The sequence below is a fragment of the Rhodoferax sp. RT4P68 genome, assembly GCF_056521305.1.
In genome coordinates this window covers 368,690-385,409 of the sequence record NZ_JBWMBB010000006.1, presented here as the reverse complement: position 1 = coordinate 385,409, position 16,720 = coordinate 368,690, and the positions used below count along the sequence as shown (strand labels likewise).

General features: G+C 65.6%; 12 protein-coding genes. 7 read left to right on the top strand and 5 right to left on the bottom strand.

The annotated features are described in order from the left end of the window. Window positions 1-167: 167 nt before the first annotated feature. Window positions 168-974: a Crp/Fnr family transcriptional regulator gene (locus tag AC099J_RS16025; RefSeq protein WP_479616258.1), complete on the top strand. Its 807-nt coding sequence runs from the start codon at window positions 168-170 to the stop codon at window positions 972-974. On the opposite strand, the gene AC099J_RS16020 is transcribed toward AC099J_RS16025, so the two are convergent. Both AC099J_RS16020 and AC099J_RS16015 read right to left on the bottom strand, forming a co-directional pair. Next, entirely contained in the window at window positions 957-2,096 is a 1,140-nt protein-coding gene (locus AC099J_RS16020) for a diguanylate cyclase domain-containing protein (RefSeq protein WP_479616257.1), read from the bottom strand. The genes AC099J_RS16025 and AC099J_RS16020 overlap by 18 nt on opposite strands. Window positions 2,097-2,113: 17 nt before the next feature. Continuing rightward, on the bottom strand, window positions 2,114-2,404 hold the full coding sequence (locus tag AC099J_RS16015) for a hypothetical protein (RefSeq protein ID WP_479616256.1): 291 nt from the start codon (window positions 2,402-2,404) through the stop codon (window positions 2,114-2,116). 761 nt (window positions 2,405-3,165) lie between these two features. On the opposite strand from AC099J_RS16015, the gene AC099J_RS16010 reads away from it, so the two are divergent. Continuing rightward, window positions 3,166-6,066: a cation-translocating P-type ATPase gene (locus tag AC099J_RS16010; protein ID WP_479616255.1), complete on the top strand. Its 2,901-nt coding sequence runs from the start codon at window positions 3,166-3,168 to the stop codon at window positions 6,064-6,066. Between the two features lie 37 nt (window positions 6,067-6,103). Here the strand turns inward: AC099J_RS16010 and AC099J_RS16005 are convergent, their stop codons facing one another. Both AC099J_RS16005 and AC099J_RS16000 read right to left on the bottom strand, forming a co-directional pair. Further along, window positions 6,104-7,282 carry an NnrS family protein gene (locus AC099J_RS16005; protein WP_479616254.1) on the bottom strand — a complete coding sequence of 393 codons (1,179 nt, stop codon included), beginning with the start codon at window positions 7,280-7,282 and terminating at the stop codon, window positions 6,104-6,106. Next, complete coding sequence (locus tag AC099J_RS16000; RefSeq protein ID WP_479616307.1) at window positions 7,279-7,977, bottom strand: succinate dehydrogenase iron-sulfur subunit; 699 nt, start codon at window positions 7,975-7,977, stop codon at window positions 7,279-7,281. The genes AC099J_RS16005 and AC099J_RS16000 overlap by 4 nt, the downstream gene beginning before the upstream one ends. 201 nt (window positions 7,978-8,178) lie before the next feature. On the opposite strand from AC099J_RS16000, the gene AC099J_RS15995 reads away from it, so the two are divergent. From AC099J_RS15995 to AC099J_RS15975, 5 genes are all read left to right on the top strand, one after another. Then, window positions 8,179-8,391: a hypothetical protein gene (locus AC099J_RS15995; RefSeq protein ID WP_479616253.1), complete on the top strand. Its 213-nt coding sequence runs from the start codon at window positions 8,179-8,181 to the stop codon at window positions 8,389-8,391. Window positions 8,392-8,617: 226 nt separating this feature from the next. Next, window positions 8,618-9,943, top strand: coding sequence for a hemolysin family protein (locus tag AC099J_RS15990; protein WP_479616252.1), 1,326 nt, complete (start codon window positions 8,618-8,620; stop codon window positions 9,941-9,943). A 1,116-nt stretch (window positions 9,944-11,059) separates the two neighbouring features. After that, window positions 11,060-11,218 carry a hypothetical protein gene (locus tag AC099J_RS15985; protein ID WP_479616251.1) on the top strand — a complete coding sequence of 53 codons (159 nt, stop codon included), beginning with the start codon at window positions 11,060-11,062 and terminating at the stop codon, window positions 11,216-11,218. A 69-nt stretch (window positions 11,219-11,287) separates the two neighbouring features. After that, window positions 11,288-11,728 carry a hypothetical protein gene (locus tag AC099J_RS15980; protein WP_479616250.1) on the top strand — a complete coding sequence of 147 codons (441 nt, stop codon included), beginning with the start codon at window positions 11,288-11,290 and terminating at the stop codon, window positions 11,726-11,728. Between the two features lie 354 nt (window positions 11,729-12,082). Continuing rightward, window positions 12,083-12,733, top strand: coding sequence for a hypothetical protein (locus AC099J_RS15975; RefSeq protein WP_479616249.1), 651 nt, complete (start codon window positions 12,083-12,085; stop codon window positions 12,731-12,733). A gap of 1,173 nt (window positions 12,734-13,906) precedes the next feature. Here AC099J_RS15975 and AC099J_RS15970 read toward each other — a convergent pair. After that, on the bottom strand, window positions 13,907-16,642 hold the full coding sequence (locus AC099J_RS15970) for a cation-translocating P-type ATPase (protein ID WP_479616248.1): 2,736 nt from the start codon (window positions 16,640-16,642) through the stop codon (window positions 13,907-13,909). Window positions 16,643-16,720 lie beyond the last annotated feature (78 nt).

The window sequence follows — 16,720 nt, the reverse complement described above, 5'->3', positions numbered from 1 at the left end:
CATCTGCGCATCAGGCCACTGTAATGTCGGGTGGTCTGTTCGGTGGAGAACAAAGCTCCCGCCGTGCAGCCCACCGCACTCCGGTCCGCGACGTGTCTTGTGGCATCCGATGAGTCGCTATGTGGGCTGGGAGACAGTCCCGCCCATCAGGTAGCCCCACACTCGCAGTGTCAGCGACATCGGTCGCTGCCATCCGCTTCGCCCTCACACAGGCTGTCCCCACCGCGAGAGCACACTTGGTCGCAAACTACCTCATCGAGTCTCTTCCCCGCGTCGACAAAGCGAGGTTGCTTGCGATATGCGAGCCGGTCCGTCTGGTGCTGTCCGAGGTGCTGTGCGAACCGGGTGCGCAGACCCGGCATGTCTACTTTCCCACCGAAGGCTTCATCTCGCTGGTCACACTCGTCCCCGATCACCCGACGCTGGAAGTCGGCATGGTCGGCAGCGAAGGCATGGTCGGTGCGCAACTGGCCTTGGGCGTCGTGACCGCACCGCAGCGCGCGCTGGTGCAAGGCCCGGGCGATGCATGGCGCATCGGCACACAGGCATTTCAAATCGAACTGAAGCGCAGCGTGTCACTGCAACGCGGCCTGGACCGCTATCTGTACGTGCTCATGGCGCAGCTGACGACCTCGGCGGCGTGCCTGAGGTACCACCGGATAGGCCCCCGGCTGGCGCGCTGGCTGTTGATGACGCAGGACCGCGCCCACGCCGACACCTTTTACGTGACCCAGGAATTCCTGTCCTATATGCTGGGCGTGCGCCGGGTCGGAATCACCGCCGCCGCCGTTGAGCTTCAGCGCGACGGCTTGATCGAATACACCCGTGGCAGCCTCACGGTGCGCGACCGCGCCGGGCTCGAATCCGCTGCCTGCAGCTGCTATGCCGCCGACTGCAAAGTGTACGCGGACGTGCTGCTAGACGGTGGATGCCGACCGGGCGCGCATGCAGAGCCGTCACAGACGCCGATTTGACGGTCGTGGCGCGCCCACTTGGTCGTCGAGCAGTTCCCGTACGATGCAAGACAACTTGTCCGCGCGCCTCTCGATGACCGATTGCGTCCTGCGCAGCAGCGGGCCCTGCGCACCAGGCATACCAAGCGCCGCTGCAGCCATTCGAATGGGGGCATTCGGATCGCTCAGCTCATCGACAACGATGGCGAGAAGCTCCGCTTGCCTGCGCAGCGCGTCGTTGGCAACGGCTAACAGCTCTCGGGCTTTGAGCGCCTCCACTACCAGATGCTCATTTGCCTCGCGCAAGTCGCGCTGGTGGATCTCGTTCTCGGGGATCGCCACCGTACAAGGGCTCAATGTGTCCATTGGTGGCCGGTTGGGCTCTGCGGCATTCGCTGCTTGTCCGTGCGGTCGATCGCCGTGGTATGTGAAGCCCCCGCGCCCTGCCTTCTTGGCCAGGTACATCGCAGCGTCGGCGCGGTCGATCAGCGAGGTCGGATCGTCGCCATCCTCGGGGTAGAGGCTGATGCCGATGCTGACGCTCAGACGCACCGGATGGCGGTTCAGCGCACGGCAGGCTGCCAGCGTGGCGTGCACCTTGTCGGCCACCAACTGCGCATCCGCAAGGTGGTTGACCTCGGCCAGCAACACCACGAACTCATCGCCACCGTGGCGGCTGACGGTGTCCGTCTCGCGCACCAGTGATGAAAGACCATCTGCAACCCTTCGCAGTGCCTGGTCGCCCACCGAATGGCCCCACGTGTCGTTGACGCCTTTGAAGTCGTTCAGGTCCAGAAACAGCAGCGCCACGCGTTTGCCATGGCGCTTCGCGTTGAAGATGGCTGTCTCGAACCGGACGAGAAACACTGTGCGATTCGGCAACCCGGTCAGAGGGTCCAGCCCGCCGACGCGCAGGGCCTCATCCCGCGCGTCCTTGGCTGCGTCTGCCTCCGACCTGGCCAGCAGCGCGCTGACGACGAGGTGTTCATTTGCTTCCACCAGCTGGCGCGGCGCACTCTGGGCCAGGCGGCGCTCGGCCACGACCACGTCCTGCATCAACTGCGCCAACACCTTGCGCATGGCCGCCACCTGCGCGTTGAGGCGGTCGAGCTGTATCGCAGCCCGCTGGGCTGCCGCGTGCATCGGACGTGGTACTTCGGTCACGGCGTCTGCACACTCATTCCAGTTCCACCACGCCATTGGGTGCGGTCAACGCTTCTAACGGTGGCGCCAGCGAGCAGGTCGGGCGGCCGCCCATGAGCCGTTCCCGGTTGGCAAGAACGTTGTGTACGTGGCCAAAACGGGGCTAGCAGACGTTCGGTCAAGGACGAGCCGATCAGACAAATCAACAGCTTCACGAACGCCTGCAGCAGATCACGAGCTGCCGAGGTCGCGGCCACGGTCAGCTGCTGCCCCAGAGCAGCAGCCAACACGTTCAAATCGTTCGCCATGCACGCCGCTTCAGGCGCTGGCGGCCGCGCCGCCAGCTAGGCGTACACGGGCGTGGCCATGTGCAGGCTGCGCTGGTACAGCGCGGCGACGCCCCGCTCACCCACGACAGGTTTGAAGCGGCACCGACCTCTCGCAAAGCAGCGACAACCACGGCGGTAATCTCCACTGCAGGCGCGCCTGAGGCCACCAGCTGCGCGCCGACACGTTCGCACCCGCCGAGAGCCGCGTCGGCACTGTCGGTGTCCACCACATCTTTCAACACTGGTTGCGCATGCATGCTGACCTTCCGATCGATCGTGGAAAAGGGGCGGCGGATTCATTCAAAGTTGCAGGCTCGCGGGGCCTCGGTCTGTGCGACGGCGCACGTGGCGGCTGGCGGGCTCGACCGCTCTGGGCCGACCGTGATCCTAGGCAAAGCCTCGATTTATCTTAGCGGGACCATGCATCATTTCTGTTCGCTAGCGCACATAGGGACGATCGGCACCATGCTGCGCTCTCGACATCGTCGCCGGTGCAACACCTGCCCAACCAGATGGCACATTTTCGCGTAGGACAACGTCGCTTTTTTGTATTTGGTGCGCTGTGGTAACGGGCTTCTTCATCGACGCCGGCCACGTGGGGGCCCAGCTCTGTACGACAGCGCACAGTGCCGCAGACATCGATCGCGACAATCGAAGCGAATGGTCCCAACGCCCCCGCTCCTGTCGCCGCGTGCACCAAACTGCCGGTGCGCAGAAGCGGCGCAACCGCCCAACCGACCATGAAGGCGGTGGCTGCCCCGTATTCCTCACCACTGCACGACCCGTCGCTGACAGACAGCGCCGACCTGGCCTTGAGCCTGGGCACCGACTTGCAGCGCGGCCTCGGCACGCAAGAAGCTGCGGATCGGTTGCGTGCCGACGGGCCCAACGAACTGCGGGCACTGCCGCCCGTGCCGCTGTGGCGTCGCGCGCTGGCGCAGTTGCAGGACCCTCTGGTGTACCTGCTGGGTGCGGCGGCGGCTGTGGCCCTGGCGGCCTGGTGGTTCGAAGGCCGCGGCCACCCTGGTGCAGCCGGCTGGCCGCTGGATGCCATCGTCATCGCCTGCGTGGTGGTGCTGAACGCGGTGTTGGGCTATGTGCAGGAGGCCAAGGCGGCGCAGGCCGTGGCGGCGCTGGCCAGGATGACCACCGCCACATCGGCGGTGCTGCGCGATGGCGCCGTGGCCCGGGTACCCAGCGCCGAACTCGTCACCGGTGATGTGCTGGTGCTGGCCGAAGGCGACGCGGTCGGCGCCGATGCCCGGCTGGCACAGGCCGCCGCGCTGATGCTGCTGGAGGCGCCGTTGACCGGCGAGAGCGAGGCCGTGCGCAAGGATGCGGCGCTGCTCGCTGCGCCTGCGGCACTGGGCGACCGGCTCAACATGGTCTTCAAGGGCACGGCAGTCGCACAAGGCACCGGCCGCGCCATCGTCACCGCCACCGGCATGCAGACCGAACTGGGCGGCATTGCCACCCTGCTGGACACGACGCCCGATGCGCCGACGCCGCTGCAGGTGGAAATTGCCTACGTCGGCAAGGTGCTGGGGATCGCGGCCCTGGCCATCGCCGGTGTCGTGGTGGCCACCATCCTGCTGATCTCGGATGTCCACAGCGTGGCCGATGTCGTCACCGTGCTGCTGCTGGGCGTATCGCTGGCCGTGGCCGCCGTGCCCGAGGGCCTGCCGGCCATCCTGTCGGTGGTGCTGGCGATGGGCGTGCGCCGCATGGCGCGCCGCCACGCCATCGTCAAGCAGCTGGCGTCTGTCGAGACGCTCGGCTCGGCGTCCGTCATCGCATCGGACAAGACCGGCACGCTGACCCGCGGCGAGATGACGGTGCAGCGGGTCATGACGGCATCGGGGCGCAGCGACATCACCGGCGTGGGCTACGCGCCCGAGGGCCGCGCCGAGCACGCAGGTGCCGAGCTGCCCGCCGGTGCCCTGCGCGACGAGCTGCAGGCGGTGTTGCAAGGCGGCAGCCTGGCCGGCAACGCCCAGCTGCAGCAAGACGAGACCGGTGCCTGGGCCATCCAGGGCGACCCGACCGAGGCGGCGTTTCTCGTCGCCGCACACAAGCTGACACCACCACCACCACCGGCTGGCGCACCTGCGAGCGCATGTAGCGATGGCTTCGAGCGCATCGGCGAGATCCCCTTCACCTCGCAGCGCAAGATGATGTCGGTGCTGGTGGCCGACCGTGCGAACGGCGCCGCGCCCGTGCTGTTCGCCAAGGGCGCGCCCGACGTGCTGCTGCCGCTATGCACGCACGCGCGCCGCGGCGCGGCCACGGTGCTGCTTGACGCCGCGCTGCAGACCCAGATCCTCGAAGACGTGGCGGCGATGGCCGGTGACGCGCTGCGCACGCTGGCGGTGGCGCGCCGCACGCTGGCACCGGGCACGCAGGTGCCGAAGGCAGCGGCGGCGGCAGCCGCGCTCGAGCAGGGCCTGGAATACCTGGGCACCGTGGGCATCATCGACCCGCCGCGCGAAGAGGCGGCGGTGGCCATTGCCCAGGCCCGCCGGGCCGGCATCCGCGTGATCATGATCACCGGCGACCACCCGCGCACGGCGTCGCGCGTGGCCGCCGACCTGGGCATCGTCGAGCCCGGCGCACCCGTGCTGTCGGGCATCGAACTCGACGCGCTGGCCGACGACGCCGCCTTCGCTGCGGCCGTGCTGCAGACCTCGGTGTTCGCCCGCGTGGCGCCCCGGCACAAGCTGCGCATCGTCCGCGCGCTGCAGGGCCATGGCGCCGTGGTGGCGATGACGGGCGACGGCGTCAACGACGCGCCGGCGCTGAAGGCGGCCGACATCGGCGTGGCCATGGGCGTGGCCGGCACCGAGGTGACCAAGGAGGCGGCCCGCATGGTTTTGGCGAACGACGATTTCGCCACCATCGTGCTGGCGGTGCGCGAGGGGCGCGGCGTGCTGGACAACATCCGCAAGTTTCTGCGCTACCTGCTGTCCTCGAACCTGGCGGAGGTATTGACGGTGTTTGCCGGCGTGGTGGGCGCCGGTGTCATTGGCCTGCAAGCCACGGCCACCGGATCGGGCGGCGCGGTGGTGCTGCCGTTGCTGGCCACGCAGATTCTGTGGATCAACCTCGTCACCGACACCGGGCCTGCGCTGGCCATGGGCGTGGACCCGATCGCCGACGACGTCATGGCGCGCAAGCCACGCCCGCGCAGCCAGCGCATCATCGATGGCCGCATGGGGCTGAACGTGCTGGAGACCGGTGTCGTGATGGCGTTGCTGACGCTTGTGACGCTGGATCTGTTCCTGCCTGGCGGCATGGTCGAGCCGGTGGATGCCTGGCTGGGCACCGGCCCGCACAGCCTGGAGCTGGCGCGCACCGCCGCCTTCACGGTGCTGGTGCTGACGCAGCTGTTCAACTGCTTCAATGCGCGCTCGGCCACCGTATCGGCCTTTCACGCGGCCTTCTCCAACGGCTGGCTGTGGGGCGCGGTGGCGCTGTCAGCGGCGCTGCAGGTGGCGGTGGTGCACCTGCCCTTTCTCAACCTCGCGTTCGGCACGGTGCCGCTGACGCCGGGCCAGTGGGGGGTGTGCGTGGCCATGGCCAGCGGGGTGCTCTGGTTCAGCGAAGGGCGCAAGCTGCTGCGGCGGCGCGCCAGCGCAGCCTGAGCTGCGACAGCTGCGAGCCGGATGCCCGGCGGGCCCTTCAGCCGTCCTTGCCGTCCACCCGCGCGCTTGTCAACCACGGCGTGAAGACAACCAGGTAGATTGCGAACGCGCACGACCACGCGATTGCAGAACCCGCCAGCCAGACGCCCAGCAGCTGCGGCGCGACCAGTGGCAGGACGACACGCAGCAGGGCCGCAGCCATCACCAGCAGGTAGGCCGTGACTTCGGCTGGCGAGGCTTGCAGCTTGCGGCCGGTGTGGCCACGCGCCGTGCGGGTGATCATCCCGATGATGAGCCCGCCGGTAGCGCCCACCGCCAGCGCGTGGATGCCCGCCGATGCGCCGACCCAGCCCATCTGCGCCATGGCCAGCAGCGCGAAGCCCACCGGGAACCACGCACACGCGGCGTGCAGGACCCATAGGATGGGCCGCCGGGCCGTCGCCTGCGGGTGCCATTGCCACTGGCGCGTGGCGTGCAGGACCACGGCAGCGGCGAAGACCACCGCCACCAGCGGGCCGGCCGGGGCAAACACCCACAAGGCCAGCGCAAGCGCGGTGACGGCCAGCGTCGCAGGCTCAAGCCAGCGCGTGGGCTTGAGCTTCAGGCCGGGGCACGCTCCCATCGTGAACGCCGGCACCACCCGCCCGGTGATCACGCATTCGATCAGCACGAGCAAGGCCAGGCCACCGTGCAGGGCCAGCAGGGGCGGTACGCCAATGACACCTGCGACGGACAGATGGAACGTCAGATTGGCAAGCGACAGCAGCACCAGCATGGCGGCCAGCGGCAGGTTGCGACCACTCCTGCCGCGCACCAGCACCTGAATGAAGACGCCGGCGACCAAGGGCAGCAATGCGGCATCCAGCACCGCATGCAGCAGTGGCGGGCCGACGAGAGCCGAGACCCGCGCGCCAAGCCAGAGCAGCACCAGCAGACCGAGCGAGGTACCGCGCGGGGTGCGCAAGCCGGTCCACGCCTTGCCGGCCGTCAGCAGAAAGCCGATGACCACCGCTACGGCAAAGCCGAACAGCATCTCGTGCGCATGCCACCACAGCGCCGGCACCGGCAAGCGCAGCGGCAGCGTGCCGAGGAACACCAAGACCCACACTGGCACGGCCACACAGGCCAAGGCAGCAGCGCCGAGGTAGAACGGCCTGAAGCCCAGGCGCAGCAGCGCCAGCCCCCGTGCGCTGACGTCGGCAGGCCCTGTGCTCACGCCGTCCGCCGCACCATCATCTCCTTGATCTTGCCAATCGCGGCGGCGGGCACCAGCCCCTTGGGGCAGACATCGACGCAGTTCAGGATCGAGCGGCAGCGAAACAGCCGATAGGGATCTTCGAGGTTGTCGAGCCGCTCGCCGGTCGCCTGGTCGCGGCTGTCCACCAGGAACCGGTAGGCCTGCAACAAGCCTGCCGGGCCGACGTACTTGTCGGGGTTCCACCAGAAGCTGGGGCATGCGGAGGAGCAGCAGGCGCACAGGATGCACTCGTACAAGCCGTTGAGCTCTTCCCGTTCCACCGGCGACTGCAGGCGCTCGCGCTCGGGCAGCTGCTCGCTGTTGATCAGGTAGGGCTTGATCGAGTGGTACTGCTGGAAGAACTGGGTCACGTCGACGATCAGGTCGCGGATGACCGGTAGGCCAGGCAAGGGCTTGATCACGACGGTGCGCGGCAGCGCGCGCATGTTGGTGACGCAGGCCAGGCCGTTCTTGCCGTTGATGTTCATGGCGTCCGAGCCACAAACGCCCTCACGGCACGAGCGACGCATGCTCAGGCTGGGGTCGACGGCCTTGAGCTTGAGAAGCACGTCGAGCAGCATGCGGTCGCCCGGCGCGACCTCGAACTCGTAGGTTTGCATGCGCGGGCGCTGGTCGATGTCGGGGTCGTAGCGGTAGATGTGGAAGGTGTGCATGGGCTCCGATGGGCACTGCGCTGCGCAGGCAAAGCCGGCCAACTTAGCGCTGAAGCGACGCCCCGTCAGTTCGACAACGTACATGGTGGCCAGCGCGTGGCGCGCAGCACGACGCCGCAGTGAAAAGCCTCGCGTCGGCGCGCGCATGCGCGTACGCTTGCGCGCAAGCACTCTCCTGTGCGCACCCCAAAGGACCCGACCATGGCCCTGCCCCACGCCCAACCGCTCGACGTCATCGACATCCGGCCTCTCCGCAACAACCTCGGCGGTGCGAAGACGACCAGCCTGCTGAAGGCGCCTTCGCTGCAGCTCATGCGCATGGTGCTGTCTGCCGGAGAAGGCATGCCGCAGCATGCGGTAGCCGGCGCAGTGACCCGCGAGCGGCCCGGGGCCCCGACGCTTATGCCAAACTAAATCGGGAACGCTAGTCGCCCGTCGCTGCCGAGGCGCGCTTACTTGCCGGCTGGAACGGCCGGTGCACTTGGCTACCAACAAGTGACCGCAACTCACTGATGCAAGGTCGGCTTGATGTGCCGATCAGCATGTCGGGCATGTCCAGCGTGCGCTGTCGTTGACGCTCCACTGTGCGACGGACTCAACCATCCGTCCGCATGAATTTATTTACACACGAAGGATCCCCATGGAAATTGCCATACTCTTTTTCCTCATTCTCCTGAACGGTCTGTTCGCGATGTCTGAGATCGCACTCGTCACCGCGCGCAAGGGCAGACTGCAAAAGCTGGTCGACGAGGGTGACGCCGGTGCCAGATCCGCGATCGCATTGGGTGAGGACCCGACCCGCTTCCTGTCCACCATCCAGATTGGCATCACCTCCATCGGCGTGCTGAACGGCATCGTCGGTGAGGCGGCCCTGGCAGCACCGGTGGCCGAATGGCTCGGCGGCCTGGGTGCCCCCCAGCCCTATGCCAGTTACGCGGCAACTGGGTTGGTCGTGGTGTTGATCACTTACTTCTCCATCGTCATCGGTGAATTGGTGCCCAAGCGCATCGGCCAGTCCAACCCGGAGTTGCTGGCGCGCCTTGTGGCACGGCCAATCAACTGGCTAGCCATCGCAACCAAGCCTTTTGTACGGTTGCTTTCGGCATCCACGCATGGTCTGCTGCGCCTGCTGGGAGTGAAACAGGACGCCGGCGGCCCCATCACCGAGGACGAGATCCACGCCATGTTGGCCGAGGGCACCAGTGCCGGCGTGATCGAGTCTCACGAACACACGATGGTCCGAAACGTGTTCAGGCTCGATGACCGCCAGATTGGCTCGCTGATGGTGCCGCGCGCCGACGTCGTTTTTCTCGACACCGGTCTGTCGTTCGCCGAGAACCTGGCGCGCATTGAAGGGTCTGACCATTCTCAGTTTCCGGTCGCGCGCGGCGGACTCGGCGACGTCATCGGGGTGGTCAACGCGCGAAAATGGCTATCACGTGCATTGCTCGACGAAGATCGCGAGTTGAAGAGTCAGCCGCTGAAACCGCCGCTGTACGTGCCCGAGACCGTCACCGGCATGGAATTGCTCGACAACTTTCGATCCTCACACGTCAAGATGGCATTCGTCATCGACGAGTACGGCGAGGTGCAGGGCATCGTGACGCTGCAAGACCTGATCGAGGCGATCACGGGCGAGTTCCACCCGCGTGATGCAGCCACCTCGTGGGCAGTTCAGCGCACCGACGGGAGTTGGCTGCTCGACGGCCACATTCCTGTGCCGGAACTGAAGGACCGCCTGGGTCTGGACGCTGTACCGGACGAGGAGCGCGGCCGATACCACACACTAAGCGGCATGCTGATGCTGCTGACTGGGCGCTTGCCCGGGGTTGCCGATACGGTCGATTGGGAGCAATGGCGTCTGGAGATCATGGACATGGACGGCAAGACCATCGACAAGGTGCTGGCGACCCGTCTGGCGAAGCCTGATGCTGGCACAGACGAAACGGACTCCGAACGGCTGTAAGGGCTGAACACTCAGCCCTATGGTTTGGTTTGACTGCATGCGGTACCTCGCCCGGCTGTCTTCGTCGGTTCCGTCGTTCTCGCGGGTCAGATTGAAATCGGCATTGACACATGTGGAATGCCCCGTCAGTCATGCGTGCATGGAGGACGAAACTGCCCCCTTCGATATCATCCAGTTGATGAGCACTCGACCCCGAACGTGACCGCATTGTTGGGCAAACAAAAGAGCTTGCGGTTCACGCCACTCGATAACCGCAGTTGCTGGCAACACAGCGGTCGGCCAGGCGCACGCTGCCTGGTCAAATGTGCGCTTCCAGCCGCACTCGATCACTTGCGCCCTGCGCTCCTTCAACATGAGTCCGCGTCAGCAGGTCCGGTTTAGCGAAGTCTTCTCTGCGGCGGCGAAACCCCGTAGCGAGGCGCTGTTGTCCACCCATGGCATGGATGCGCGTTTGCGACATGGGCTCCACCTTCTGCTACCGCGGGCGGTCCGGATCGCAACGCTCAAAGGCAACTTGCGAGCGCCCGCCCATCCCCGGCGTCGTCCGCGCGGCGCCGGCGAGGACCGGGCTTGAATCCAGTGCTCTCCATAACATCGCGAGCTGCAGGCGCTGGACGCGCACGGAACGGCCGTTGGCTAACGGCATGCTTTGCGTTGGGGCTGATGCTATGCGCGTGGTGTGTGCAGCTCGGCGTCAGCGTCACGCCCGGACGGCTGAAGGATTCGGATTCGGCAATACAGCTCACAGCTGCAGCTGGGCTCGCGCAGCACCGTCTTGCCGGATTCACAGACAGTGTCGCGTTCATCGCAAAACGTCCGGTGGCCAAGCGGCCCGGCTCCAACAACGTAGACAAGGGTCCTCCTACGATTCTCCCGACCGCGACATTGTTGACGGGGCAGGACGGATCGCCCGGTCAGACCGGTCCTCCCGCGCATTTCGGCGGGCCTGTAGTGCCGTACGCCGCACGCGCACCGCCGTCGCACGGTTAGCCGATCTGCGCGCCTTTTGGGCGCGCGCCACCCGCTCCATCACCTGCGCGCCATATTGTCGCGACGGTCGGCAGCGCTTTCGATTCCAACTTGTGAGCCGGCACCGTCACGCCGGTCCAACTCCGCATGGACGCCTACACCTCCCTCATCGCATTCATTGCGCTCATCTTGTTTTATTCTGCCTGGCAGGAGAAGGCTGCAGACAACGCACGCGACGCCAAGCTGCTCAGCATTTGCGGCGCAGCGGTTGCGGCGCTGGCTGCGGCCATCGGGCTCGCTTCCTAGGCGGTGCCCCTCATGGCTTCGCGCATTCAAGCCGCAGCCAGAGTCGGGCATCGTCGATGCCTGCCTGCCGTGTTCGTTTCCTTCGGCGTGCTGCTGGCGTGCTCCGAGGGATACCCTCCTCGTGACGCGCAGGTCATGGATCCCGAACGGCTCTCCCAGTCCGAGCGACTGGAAGCCATGAACCTACTAGGCAAGGAGGCTCACCCTGAGACGCAGTGGAAGTACGATCTGCGACCAGGTTGCACGCTGAAAGTCTCAGTCCGCCATCCTCAGGACGGACGCAGCATCTACGAGATCCCGTTGACCGGCACACTGACCGGGACGCCGTTCGACAGGATCGACAAGGTGTACGAGGTCCAGCTGCTGATGGCGGCGCAGGCCGGGAAGGCCGCCGTCACGATCCTGGAAAGCGTCGAATGGGTTGACACCATCTTGATGCGGGGCTTGCTGCAGGCCGTGCAATCCGAGTGCGCTACTGCGCCTCCCGCAGATGCGCCAGGGGCTCCGTGACGGATGCGGGGGTCGACCCCTTCGCCCTTGCCCGGAAGCACACCGCATTCGCATGCAGCCCGGCCTACGACCGTTGACCGACCGCTCTGGTCGGCACACGAGCCGCGTAGCCCTTCGACCCGTGGAGGGCATCACGGACTCATGGATTTGGGGACGGCGTCTCTGTGCGATCCGCCAGGGCATGGCCCAGGCGACGGGGCGCGCGAGGCCAGCAGCGCCTAGCCCAGCGCGCAGCCGCTGCGTCGTCCGCGCGCTTCTGCTCGGCTCCATGTTGGTTGGCGGACACCGTACTGCACTGCGGAATTACGGTGGAGCAAGCAGCCGGCGCGAAGCGGAACTTCGGGTATCCCAGTCGTGTCCGACAACCCCTGGGGCAAGCGCCGCCTGCCCGTTCAAATGCCGGTCAACTCAAAAGGAAAAAGCATGGGATTACTCGACAAACTGTGGGGTCGCGGAGACGCCGCCCAGCCGAAGCAGTCGCCGTCACCGGGCCACGCAGCGCTGTCCGCAGATGACCAGGCGATTGCCCGCTACCGGTACATGCTGCAGACCGCGCCGCCACAAACGCTGGAGCAGGCACACACCGAGGCGTTCGCCAAGCTGACGCCGGATCAACGCAGCTTGTTGCTGCAACAGCTCTCCTCTGACCTGCCCGAAGCAGAACGTACTGCTATTGCCGGCGTGGCGCGGGACGATCCGCAGTCCCTGGCAAGGCTGGCGACGCGAGCGGAGATAAGACAGCCGGGCACGATGGAGCGGAGCCTCAATGGGGTGGGTGCCCGGGGAGGTGGAATGGGCGGGATGCTGGCCGGCTCCTTCCTGGCCAGCATGGCCGGCGTCGTGATCGGCAGCGCGGTCGCCCAGTCTTTTCTCGGCGATGCGGATGGTGGCGACGCCGCCGGGGCAGAAGCTGCGCCAGTAGAAACCGCAGCGGACACCGACTTGGCCGACGCCGGCGACGCTGGTGATGGTGACTTCGACATGGGCGGGTTTGACGAGATCTAAGCGCCGGGTTGATGTAGCGCGTGCCATCCGCAAGGCTGAGGAGCCGCGCACATAGCCGACAACGACACCCTCGCTGACGCAAGCCGTGCGGACGGGTGTCGACACGTGAAAAGCGCGGCCGGCTTGGTCGAACAGGTTGATGTCCGGCACGGTGGGGGGCGACTTCCAGCTCGAATGCAGGGACCGAGCGCGAGACAGCTGGCTTTCCGGCTTGGGCCAGCACCAATCGTTGGGCGTTCAGCACTTCTGCGGCCACGATGCCGGCTGTCGCGCGCAACATGTGTGCCATCTGGCAACAGCTGGTGTTCGGGGAACGTGCAACGCCCTGTGAGCGCAGCCTCCACGCAGCTGTTGTGGGCGATCGAGCTGACGAAGTTCCAAGATGGACATCCGCACATGCGCATATCGGCACACCGGCACCGGGGCAGTGGACGATCCATCCTTTGTCCGGACACAGCGCAGTGGGCCTCAAGACAAGCCGTTGTGCTTCACCAGCAGCCGCCACGTAGGTCGCAATGTACGCAGCAAAACTAAAGCCGAGCACCGTAATCTGCCAACCGTGGTGGCGCTGATCCTGATCGTAATCTTCGAGCGCTTGGCCCCAGCGCGTCTTCGCGGGTGACTTCCTCGCGCTAGTCCGCTAGCCAACTTCTATCGGGCGAGTCGACCCGTCGAAACCTCCACCGGCGAGGTCGGAGACTGGCTTTGACCGCCTCGTACTGCTGCCGCCCGTGATCCTCCCAACCAGGAAGGACAAGCAGTCCGTGTGCAGGCTTGCTTGACAGCCGTGTCTTTCCCTTTGTACGACCCGGGGCCGCCCGGTCATTGGTCATGGCGTCGTTGGCCACCACTACCCGAAGGTACGCCGGGTACAGCCACTGTGTCTTCGCGGACATGCGAAGCGCCTCGCATCGCACTGGCATGTGCCGGAATCCCAAAGCCAAGCGGCGTCTGGGGAATCTTGCAGGCAAGGTTGTTTCCATGGGCATGATTTTGGGCCTGGCGTTCTTTGATTGCGTCCACTACTACAACCATGAGCGAAGCTCGGGATGCAGGAGCTCAGCCCGGTGAAGTGCGGGCTGAAAAGCACCGCCTGATCAGCGGAACCGTGACCGCCCAACTTCTGGGGTTAGTTCAAAACTGGGGCGATTCATTCATGTAAACCTGTGACGGCTATGTCGCGGTTGTGCCGGATCTGTGTCGCGGCAGTGGCGTGCGGAAGCGCAGCCATTTTTCCAACTCGACCACAGTGAAAGTGAGAACGCCGATGCCAGTGATATAGAGCCATGCTTCGGTCCGTACAGGTGCTGTATGGAAGAGCTGATTCAATAGTGGCAGGTAGGTGAATGCCAGTTGCGCCAGCCAAGTTGCAGCGATGCCGGCAATCAGCCACGGGTTGGAGAACATGCCGATAGAGAACACCGAGCGGGTTCGGCTGCGGCAGTTGAGCAGGTAGAAGGTCTGCACCATCACGATCACGTTGACGACCGCTGTGCGGGCTTCTTCGAGGTCGGCGCCTGCCACGCCGCGCTCCCAGGCGAACACGCCAAAGGCGCCGGCTGTCGAGATCAGAGTCACCAGCCCGGTGCGCATGAGGAGGGTGAAGGTGAGCAGCGGCAGCTTGGGGTCGCGCGGCGGGCGCTGCATGATGTCGCTTTCCTTCGGCTCGAAGACCAGGCTCAGACCGAGAAACAGCGCGGTCACCAGGTTGAGCCAGAGCAATTGCGTGGGTAGCAATGGCAAGGTTATCCCGGCAATGATGGCAACGAGCAGGATGAGCGCGATGCCTCCGTTGGTTGGCAGGATCCACACGATGAACTTGGTGAGGTTGGCAAAGACACCGCGCCCTTCCTCGACCGCCGCCTCAATCGACGCGAAGTTGTCGTCAGTCAGAATCATGTCGGCGGCTTCCTTAGTGACGTCGGAGCCGGTAATGCCCATGGCCACGCCGATGTCGGCCTGTTTGAGCGCTGGCGCGTCATTGACGCCGTCGCCGGTCATGGCCACCACGTGGCCCCGCGCCTGCAGCGCCTTGACCAGACGCAATTTCTGTTCGGGTGACACGCGGGCAAATACGCAGGTGCGCTCTGCCGCGTCGGCCAGTTTTTCGTCGTTGAGTGCTTCGAGTTCGAGGCCGGTGAGCGCGACGGGGTCGTCGCCCCCTCTGTCCAGGCCGATTTGCGCGGCGATGGCCTTGGCCGTCAGGACGTGATCGCCGGTGATCATCTTCACCTGGATACCGGCGGCACGGCACTTGGCCACCGCCTCGATCACCTCAGAGCGCGGCGGATCGAGCTTGCCCTGCAGCCCAAGGAAGCTCAGGTCACCCGCCACATGCTCATGCTCCAGATTGGCTTGCGTCTGCGGCATTTCGCGCCGCGCGAAGGCGAGCACGCGCAGGCCTCGCGCGGCCATCTGGTCGGCGTTGCGCAGCATGAGAGCCTTGTCCAGCGGCTCGCGTTCGCCCGCCTCGCCGAGCGCATGCGTGCATCTCTCAAGAATGGCTTCGGCTGCGCCTTTGATGTAGATCATCTTCGGCCCGTCATCAGCGCCGTGCAGAGTGGCCATGTACCGGTATTCGGACTCGAAAGGGATTGTCTCGATGCGTGGCAATCGGGCGCCCATTTCCGCCTCCGAAAGCCCCGCCTTTTGCGCCGCCACGATCAGTGCTGCCTCGGTCGGGTCGCCTTGAACCAGGCTCTGACCTTCATCGCCGCGCACAAGCCTCGAGTCGTTGCACAGCAAGCCGGCACCAAGCGTTTCCACTAGCGCGAGGTTCTGACCGACGATGACGGGCGCTCGCTCAAAACGGATCTCGCCGACTGCCTCGTAGCCGTTGCCGGTGACGTGGTAAAGCCGCCCGCCGGCGTGTATCTCCTGCACCGTCATCTGGTTCTGCGTGAGGGTGCCGGTTTTGTCCGAGCAGATGACGGTGGTGCTGCCGAGGGTCTCGACCGCAGGCAGCTTGCGGATGATGGCACGTTGACGGGCCATCCGCCCCACGCCGATGGCAAGGGTGACGGTCACCACCGCGGGTAGGCCTTCGGGGATGGCGCCGACCGCGAGAGCGATTGCCGCCATTAACATCTCCTGCCACGGTGTACCACGCAGGAGGCCGGTGATGAAGACCAAGACCGCCAGGCCAAGGATCACATACAACAGGAGCCGACTGAACTGCGCGATCTTACACGTGAGCGGCGTTTGCAAATCGTCGGCCAGGCTCATCATCCCGGCAATTCGACCCATCTCGGTCTTGTCGCCTGTGGCGAAGACCACGCCCTCGCCCTGGCCCGAGGTGATCAGCGTGCCGGTGAAGGCAAGATTGCTGCGCTCGGCAAGGGTCGTGTCGGCGGGCAGCGACTCGGTCTGCTTTTCGACCGCGACCGATTCGCCGGTTAGTCCCGCTTCCTCGATCTGCAGGTTGCGCTGCTGCTGCAGGCGCAGGTCGGCAGGCACTCGGTCGCCGGATTGCAGCAGCACCACGTCGCCTGGCACCAGCTCCGCCGACGCCACCCGCAGCTTTTGACCGCCGCGCCGCACTGTTGCTTCGGTGATGAGCATACTAGCCAGTGCTTCGATGGCTTTTTCCGCCTTCGCTTCCTGGAGAAAGCCGATGACGGCATTAATGAGCACAACGCAACTGATCACCGCTGCGTCCACCCACTCGCCCAAGGCCGCCGTGATCAGCGCGGCCGCGATCAGGATGAACAGCAGTGGCTGATTGAATTGAAGGACGAAGCGCATCCACTCGCTAAGACGCTTGCGTGCGGTCATGCTGTTCGGGCCGAACTGCCGCACCCGCGCATCGACCTCGGCCTGCGTCAAGCCCGTGGCCGGGTTGCTCTCCAGCAGACCAGCGGCCTCGCCGCTTGACAAGTTGTGCCAGGCGGCTTGGGCAGGTTGTTTCATGGCCAGGGCGCGCGCGATTCGAGCGGGGCCTGAATCTCAGGCTTTGTACGTTCGAGACTAGTCCCAGCTCGCTCGGCT

Excerpts from the sequence above, each read along its gene's own strand:
- AC099J_RS16020 (WP_479616257.1), bottom strand. The coding sequence starts at position 2,096 with ATGCACGCGGCAGCCCAGCGGGCTGCGATACAGCTCGACCGCCTCAAC.
- AC099J_RS16015 (WP_479616256.1), bottom strand. The coding sequence starts at position 2,404 with ATGGCGAACGATTTGAACGTGTTGGCTGCTGCTCTGGGGCAGCAGCTG.
- AC099J_RS16010 (WP_479616255.1), top strand. The coding sequence starts at position 3,166 with ATGAAGGCGGTGGCTGCCCCGTATTCCTCACCACTGCACGACCCGTCG.
- AC099J_RS16000 (WP_479616307.1), bottom strand. The coding sequence starts at position 7,977 with ATGCACACCTTCCACATCTACCGCTACGACCCCGACATCGACCAGCGC.
- AC099J_RS15995 (WP_479616253.1), top strand. The coding sequence starts at position 8,179 with ATGGCCCTGCCCCACGCCCAACCGCTCGACGTCATCGACATCCGGCCT.
- AC099J_RS15990 (WP_479616252.1), top strand. The coding sequence starts at position 8,618 with ATGGAAATTGCCATACTCTTTTTCCTCATTCTCCTGAACGGTCTGTTC.
- AC099J_RS15985 (WP_479616251.1), top strand. The coding sequence starts at position 11,060 with ATGGACGCCTACACCTCCCTCATCGCATTCATTGCGCTCATCTTGTTT.
- AC099J_RS15970 (WP_479616248.1), bottom strand. The coding sequence starts at position 16,642 with ATGAAACAACCTGCCCAAGCCGCCTGGCACAACTTGTCAAGCGGCGAG.